Source organism: Flavobacterium sp. GNP010 (assembly GCF_056428945.1).
This window is the reverse complement of sequence record NZ_JBWJVK010000079.1, coordinates 1-4,114: the sequence shown is the minus strand read 5'-3', so window position 1 is coordinate 4,114 and position 4,114 is coordinate 1. Positions and strand designations below refer to the sequence as shown.

Genomic DNA, 4,114 nt, shown 5'->3' with positions numbered 1-4,114 from the left:
ATCATACCATCAATACTATGTTTTGAATAATTCTATTCTTTTGTAAGAAATAATAATTTTGAGCGTCCCAACCCACTCACTTCTAAATTATTACTTATCACACTTCTCACTTATCACACTTTACTTCTCACTCTTCACTTCTCACACTTTACTTCTCACACTTTACTTCTCACTCTTCACTTCTCACACTTTACTTCTCACTTCTCACTCTTCACTTCTCACTCTTCACTTCTCACATTAAACCTTTTGCTTCAACAAGCCTAAAAGATATTCTCCATAACCCGATTTTTTCAAAGGTGTGGCTAATGCAGCAAGTGTCTCATCTGAAATAAAACCCTGTCGCCAAGCAATTTCTTCGATGCAACCTATTTTCAATCCTTGGCGCTCTTCAATAACCTGAACAAATTGTCCAGCTTGCATCAAACTGTTAAACGTTCCAGTATCCAACCATGCCGTTCCTCTGCTTAAAATCCCTACCTTCAAAGCTCCTTTGTCCAAATACACTTTGTTAACATCTGTAATTTCATATTCGCCACGCGCACTGGGTTTGATATTTTTTGCAATTTCCACTACCGAGTTATCATAAAAATACAAACCTGGCACCGCATAATTAGACTTAGGTTCCAATGGTTTTTCCTCAATAGAAAGTGCCTTAAAATTAGCATCAAACTCCACTACACCATAGCGCTCTGGATCCGATACGTGGTAGGCAAATACAACACCACCTTGCGGATTGGTATTCGATCGCAACAACTCATCCATATTGGCACCAAAGAAAATATTATCTCCTAAAACCAATGCAACACTATCATCGCCAATAAAATCTTCCCCAATGACAAAAGCTTGTGCCAATCCATTAGGAATAGCTTGCTCAGCATAGCTAAAAGTACAGCCTATAGCTGCTCCATCGCCCAACAGTTTTTTAAAATTAGGCAAATCGTGCGGAGTAGAAATAATTAATATTTCATGAATTCCAGCCATCATCAAAGTGGACAATGGATAATAAATCATAGGTTTATCATACACTGGCATCATTTGTTTGCTCATCGCTAATGTAAGCGGGTGCAATCGAGTGCCAGATCCTCCGGCTAATATAATTCCTTTCATAATGCTGCTAATTTTACGAATTAATTCGAATTGATTATTCTTTTATAATTTAATGATGGCGTGCCGAAATTAATCAACATACTCAATTCCATTTTTGTACATTTTAAATAATTGGTTAACTGCGCATAAAATGTAACTGGTATTTGTGATTCTGCTTTTATTTCGGCAATAATTGTATCATAGCAAACAAAGCGATAATAATTGAAGTTTTGCGGTTTTAAATCTATTTTTTAAATGCAATTTAAATTGCCTTTATTTGCGAGAACTAAACGTCCTTAACATCCGCAGTCGAGCGTCAAATAGTTGAAGAATGCAAAAAGAAAAGCTGTTTGAGGACGTAGGACGAGTTTTTTTCTTTTAGCATTCGAAAATAAATTTGACCGACGAGGATGTGGAGACTTGATTTTTTTGTTTCTTTTTTGATCAAGCAAAAAAGAAAATTATAATCTTAGAAATAAGTAATCCTTACTTTAATACAAGCACCAATTATGGCAAAGCTTTCTTCTTTATAGCGTATTTTATTGGCTGCATCCATTAATGAAATTCGGATTAATTCGCTTTAAATTCGTTTTCAATTCGCGTATTGTTTATCGTAATAACTAGCATACTCCCCACTTGTAATATTATTCAACCAAATTTGATTTTCTAAATACCAATTTACGGTTCGTTCCAATCCTTGCTCAAAAGTAACCGAGGGCTTCCACCCTAATTCTGTATTGATCTTGCTCGCATCAATCGCATACCGCAAATCATGCCCCGGACGGTCTTTAACATAGGCGATTAATTGCTGTGAGGTTCCCGCTGCTCTGCCTAATTTTTCATCCATGATTTTGCATAGCAATTGCACCAAATCGATATTTTGCCATTCGTTAAAACCTCCAATATTGTACGTATCGTGGTTTTTTCCTTCGTGAAAAACCAGATCAATGGCAACGGCATGATCTTCTACAAATAACCAATCACGCGTATATTTCCCATCCCCATAAACGGGTAAAGGTTTATTTTGAATAATATTATTAATAAACAAAGGAATTAATTTTTCAGGAAAGTGAAAAGGTCCGTAGTTATTAGAGCAGTTGGTCAATACATACGGCAATCCATAGGTTTCGCCGTAGGCACGCACAAAATGATCTGAACTCGCTTTCGATGCAGAATACGGAGAGTTGGGATCGTAAGCCGTAGTCTCTGTAAACAATCCTTCGGAACCCAAACTTCCATAAACCTCATCGGTACTGATGTGATAAAATCGCTTGCCTTCCATGCTATCTTTCCAAATGGTTTTGGCTGCATTCAACAAATTCATCGTACCAATAACATTCGTTTTCACAAAAGCCAACGGATCTGTGATAGAACGATCTACATGAGATTCTGCGGCCAAATGCAATACGCCATCAAATTGATGCTTAGCAAACAACGCATCAATAAAATCGGCTTCCACTATATCGCCTTTTACAAAAGTATAATTAGGTTCCTTTTCTATATCAACTATATTTTCTAAATTACCAGCATACGTTAGCGCATCCAAATTAAATATCTGATACTGCGGATATTTTTTTACAAAAAGCCTTACAACGTGTGACCCAATAAAACCGGCCCCACCGGTAATTAGTATTTTTTTCATTTTATTTGTGTTTATAATTGATCGTGAGGGTTAAATGGAAATTTTTTTTTAAAATAATACTGCTACTTGTACGCATTTCTTTATCACTTTACTTTTTACACTATTCACTTCTCATTCTTCACTATTCATTCCTCACTATTCATTCCTCAATAACCCCATACATTTGCGTAAACTTTCCTTATAATCAGGAACGAGTACTCCAAAAATAGCTTTAATTTTACTTTTATCCAATAAAGAATACTCCGGACGTTGAGCTGGAGTTGGATAATCCGAAGCTGGAATTCCGCTAATTTTACAATCAAAACCACCAATTTCCTGAATGGCCAATGCAAATTCGTACCAACTAATTTCCCCTTCATTCGAAAAATGATATATTCCTGGATTCCATGTGGCATAATTTATAATCGTCACAATCGCTTGTGCCAAATCGGCTGCATACGTAGGAGAACCTATTTGATCGTTAACAACGTTCAAAGTAGCTCTTTCTTGCATCAGCTTCGACATCGTTTTGACAAAATTACTACCAAAACTAGAATATACCCAAGAAGTCCTGATAATAATTGAATTTGGATTTTCTTCTAAACAAGCCTTTTCACCCGCTAATTTGGTCACACCATAAACATTGATAGGATTTGTTGCAGCAGTCTCCGTCAATGCAATGGCTGCAGTACCATCATAAACATAATCCGTAGAAACATGCAGCAGTTTACAGTTGTTGTTCTGACTCCATTTTGCTAGTACTGCAACAGCTTGATGGTTCAAAATATCCGACAACTCGAATTCTGTTTCTGCACGATCAACAGCAGTATGTGCAGCACAATTAATAATAAATTGTGGATTAATTCTGGCTATTTCAATTGCTAAATGATCTAAATCACACAAATCCAATTCCTCCCTATCCGTAAAAACCCATTCAAACTGACTGTAGTCTTTTGACAACACCTGTAATTCAGAACCCAGTTGTCCTTTGGCACCGGTAACTAGTATTTTATTCATTTTATTTTAATTAATAGGACTGTCGTTTTACAGACTAACCTTTATTTTTTTTCTTAATGATTTAATAAATTTCTACAACTTCACAACTAAATCCAACTCTTTTTCTCTAATTCAAAGAACGTTCAGAAATGCTGTCTCAAAGACGCGGTAGGCTTTCAATATTAATAATAATAACAACTCCGTAAATGCTCTTCTCACCACTCCTATCACCGCCCTTAAATTAAAAACGTCAAAAAACAATGAAAAAACGAAGTGGCAGCAATCCGCGAGTTGAGCTTGAAAAGCGAACGGCTCGGACTGCGGAACATAGTTTTGAGGTAGTTTTTAAGTTTTAAATTTTCAGGCTTGATCTTTTGTTTCTTTTGCATCAAGGCAAAAGAAAAAAGCACC

General features: G+C 36.2%; 4 protein-coding genes. All 4 read right to left on the bottom strand.

The features are described 5' to 3' along the window. Window positions 1–237 precede the first annotated feature (237 nt). Entirely contained in the window at window positions 238–1,107 is an 870-nt protein-coding gene (gene rfbA, locus AC061C_RS15330) for a glucose-1-phosphate thymidylyltransferase RfbA (RefSeq protein WP_478291893.1), read from the bottom strand. A gap of 20 nt (window positions 1,108–1,127) precedes the next feature. Next, a complete protein-coding gene (locus tag AC061C_RS15325) occupies window positions 1,128–1,334 on the bottom strand; it encodes a GxxExxY protein (protein WP_478291894.1) in 207 nt (68 codons plus the stop codon). Between the two features lie 344 nt (window positions 1,335–1,678). Then, on the bottom strand, window positions 1,679–2,728 hold the full coding sequence (rfbB, locus tag AC061C_RS15320) for a dTDP-glucose 4,6-dehydratase (protein WP_478291892.1): 1,050 nt from the start codon (window positions 2,726–2,728) through the stop codon (window positions 1,679–1,681). 135 nt (window positions 2,729–2,863) lie between these two features. Next, complete coding sequence (rfbD, locus tag AC061C_RS15315) at window positions 2,864–3,724, bottom strand: dTDP-4-dehydrorhamnose reductase (RefSeq protein ID WP_478291891.1); 861 nt, start codon at window positions 3,722–3,724, stop codon at window positions 2,864–2,866. Window positions 3,725–4,114 lie beyond the last annotated feature (390 nt).

Excerpts from the sequence above, each read along its gene's own strand:
- rfbB (WP_478291892.1), bottom strand. The coding sequence starts at position 2,728 with ATGAAAAAAATACTAATTACCGGTGGGGCCGGTTTTATTGGGTCACAC.
- rfbA (WP_478291893.1), bottom strand. The coding sequence starts at position 1,107 with ATGAAAGGAATTATATTAGCCGGAGGATCTGGCACTCGATTGCACCCG.
- rfbD (WP_478291891.1), bottom strand. The coding sequence starts at position 3,724 with ATGAATAAAATACTAGTTACCGGTGCCAAAGGACAACTGGGTTCTGAA.